Below are 3,082 nucleotides of genomic sequence, written 5' to 3' on the forward strand. Positions count from 1 at the left end.
GCATGTCCTTCCGAAAGGGTTACAATGCGTGAGGGATTATGGCGACAATTCAGTGGAGGGGCACCAATAAAAGAAAGACAAAAACTAGGCGCCGACCAATTTACAATAATAAGCAACTTCGGGCTTGTTCAACACCCAGATAAGGTTCCGGCTGCGCAACACCTATCCTTATTTGTTAGCTTGAGTGCCAAAGTGACACAAAGATTGCTTATTGCACACTTTAAGACCATAATATCTATGTGACACTTTGACACAACAGGAGATATAATTATGGCTACTACTTTGCCTCGCATCACCGCTAGAGTTGATGTCGACACACAAGACTTACTTACTAAGGCTGCCGCGATCGCCGGCATGTCTAGCATCAACTCGTTTGTTCTAAGCGCTGCAATCGAAAAAGCTAAACAAGTCATCGAACGTGAACAGGCTTTAAAACTGAGCCAAGCTGATGCTATGTTGCTGATGGAAGCTTTAGACCGCCCTGCTACACACAACTCAAAACTAAAAGCTGCTGCTGATCGATACGAGAGCAAAACTCAATGATGAATACGGTACTTCTGGATAAAGCTAAACACGATAGAAACCGATTCAACTGTGGTATCGAAGCTCTCAATAATTACTTAAAAGTAATGGCGAGTCAGCAAACAAAAAAAGACAACACCAGAACGTTTGTTTTGGAAGATGATAACAACAACTCACATGTCATCGGCTTTTACACGCTAACAATGACACCAATTGACTTAAAGGCATTGCCCGATAAGTTACAAAAAAAACACCAATCATCCACCTCTGGTGGTCTGATTGCCCGCCTTGCTGTCGATGACCGATACAAAGGGAAAGGCTTTGGTGAGTGGCTGCTTATCGACGCACTCAGAAAACTATTAGCTGCAAGTGATAGTGTTGCATTTCCAGTTGTTATCGTTAATGCCAAAGACGGTGCGAAACATTTCTATGAACGCTATGGTTTTCAAGCATTTGAAGACGCTGAAAATAAACTCTTCATCACCATTGCTGATGTGAGAATAAGCTTAAGCTAGTTAACCGCTAGCCTTTAGAAAACTAACGCCGCGTTAAGGTGCGAGCAGCGCTCACCACAAAACTATCTTTTAAAACCGTAAACACCCAACCCAAATTTGAAGACTAAACTGCCAAGCGTTGCGAGTCACACTTAAACGCTTGTATGGATAATAACTCATAAATTTGGGTAAAGTGAGGCCCAGACTTTAGCTGCAACTAAAGCTTCCTTTGTAGTAGTTCGATTGAACGCTGGTTCCTCTGTTGAGAGACCGATAACAAACACGAACGCTACATTGGACTCCAAGCATAAACCTCGAATACTCGACTGGGTCTCGAATCCGCATTACGCAAGCATGAGTGAGCTTATTATGAATACTAATACACTTCAAAACATTAATGTCGGTGTTGATACTGGTAAAACACAATTAGATATTTTTATTCGCCCTCTCGATATTTATTTCACTGTAACCAATGATGAAAAAGGCATTAAAGAAGCGATTAAAACTATCAAAATACATGCGCCTCAGCGCATTATTATTGAAGCCACAGGACGGCTAGAAATGCCCTTTGTGCTCGCCTGTGCTGAAGCTAATCTACCTATTGCGAGATCTAACCCTATCCATATTAAACGCTTTGCAGGAGCAATTGGGAGAAAAGCGAAAAACGACCGATTAGATGCTGAGCTTATCGCTCATTATGGTGAGGCTATTCAGCCTCAACTCACTCAGATAAAATCTAAAAATATCAGATTAATTAGTGACTTAGTAATTCGACGCAATCAGCTTCTCTCCATGCAAACGATGGAGAAAAACAGAATCCAAATTCTGCCTAAAGAGCTTCACTCGTCAATAAAACCCATACTTACGGCAATGAAAAATCAAATCACAAAAATAGAAGACAAATTAATAAAGCTGATTGATGAATGTCCTGAATATCAAAGCAAAAATACTATTTTGCAAAGCGTTCCTGGAATCGGAAATATTGCGGCGACATCGATTATTAGTAACGTTCCTGAGCTTGGCTATATAACCAATAAGCAAGCGGCTTCTCTTATCGGCGTGGCGCCGATAACCAAAGAAAGTGGGCGTTATAAAGGTAAAAGAACCATCCAAGGTGGTCGTTCTCAAGTCAGAACCGTTCTCTATATGGCAATGATGTCAGCCATGCAGTGTAATCCCGTTTTTAAAGCTCATTATCAACATCTTTTAGATGCTGGAAAACCTAAAAAAGTCGCTATCATTGCTTGTGTTCGTAAGATGGTTGTTATCTTAAATTCGATGCTAAGAGATGGCGTCATGTGGGATGAAAACATAGCTAAGAATTAACTATTGACGCCATACTCGTTTGTTATATGTTTAATCATTAACATTTTCTTTGTATAAAATAGTTCGATATTGTGTGTTGTTGTGCCAACCATAATCTATAAGTTCAAATAGCAACATATCTCCTAAATAGGGTTGCCCATTAATTATTTTCACAGGGCTCTCTGTCAACTCTATTTCATTCAAGTCTACCAACGTTTCGAATGACATACTTAACTTTTGGCTATTGCTTACAATGCAACAATTAACATTTTCATTTGCTAGATAACGTTTAGCGTCTAAATACACCTGATAGTTATACTCAGGTCCTATGGAACTATTATCGTTATAATTGAGGCCATTCTCCCTTGACCATTCGATTAGTTCTTGAGACGCGTCCGCAATTTTAAAGCTAACAATCACTAGATTAAATGTAATTATATCGCTGACATTTTGAACAAAGTGATGGAATGCTATATTTATATGGAGATTTCCCTTGTTAGCATTTTTTATAAGGTACTGTATTTTTGTATCATTAACTGTAAATACATAATGATTTTTACTTCCAAAATAAACTATTTTGTTAACCCCTTTATCAGTATATACACTATGAGCATAGTCCGAAAACTTGTAGACGATTGGAGGTGGACCAAACGAAACACAACCGGCTACAAGTAATGAGCTGACAATTAAATAAAACCGAATCATGCATTAATCCTCGATCCTTACTAGGCTGTATATATAGACATAATGACTCCCACGAA

4 protein-coding genes are annotated in these 3,082 nt (G+C 39.1%); 3 read left to right on the forward strand and 1 reads right to left on the reverse strand.

Annotation, left to right across the window (positions count from 1 at the left end; translation table 11 throughout):
* Positions 1–270: 270 nt before the first annotated feature.
* The 3 genes from A1QC_RS13030 to A1QC_RS13040 all read left to right on the forward strand — a co-directional run bounded on the left by A1QC_RS13030 (position 271) and on the right by A1QC_RS13040 (position 2,342).
* The gene (locus A1QC_RS13030) at positions 271–543 is read left to right on the forward strand and encodes a DUF1778 domain-containing protein (RefSeq protein ID WP_017025764.1); all 273 of its coding nucleotides are present in this window, start codon (positions 271–273) and stop codon (positions 541–543) included.
* Positions 540–1,037 (forward strand): GNAT family N-acetyltransferase, encoded by a 498-nt coding sequence (locus A1QC_RS13035; protein WP_017025765.1) that lies wholly within the window; start codon positions 540–542, stop codon positions 1,035–1,037. Before A1QC_RS13030 ends, A1QC_RS13035 begins: the two co-directional genes overlap by 4 nt.
* 348 nt (positions 1,038–1,385) lie before the next feature.
* A complete protein-coding gene (locus tag A1QC_RS13040; RefSeq protein ID WP_017025766.1) occupies positions 1,386–2,342 on the forward strand; it encodes an IS110 family transposase in 957 nt (318 codons plus the stop codon).
* A gap of 30 nt (positions 2,343–2,372) precedes the next feature.
* Here A1QC_RS13040 and A1QC_RS13045 read toward each other — a convergent pair whose 3' ends face one another.
* The gene (locus A1QC_RS13045; RefSeq protein WP_017025767.1) at positions 2,373–3,026 is read right to left on the reverse strand and encodes a hypothetical protein; all 654 of its coding nucleotides are present in this window, start codon (positions 3,024–3,026) and stop codon (positions 2,373–2,375) included.
* Between the last annotated feature and the right edge of the window lie 56 nt (positions 3,027–3,082).

The sequence above is a fragment of the Vibrio rumoiensis 1S-45 genome, from assembly GCF_000286955.2.
In the GTDB taxonomy this organism is placed as follows: domain Bacteria; phylum Pseudomonadota; class Gammaproteobacteria; order Enterobacterales; family Vibrionaceae; genus Vibrio; species Vibrio rumoiensis_A.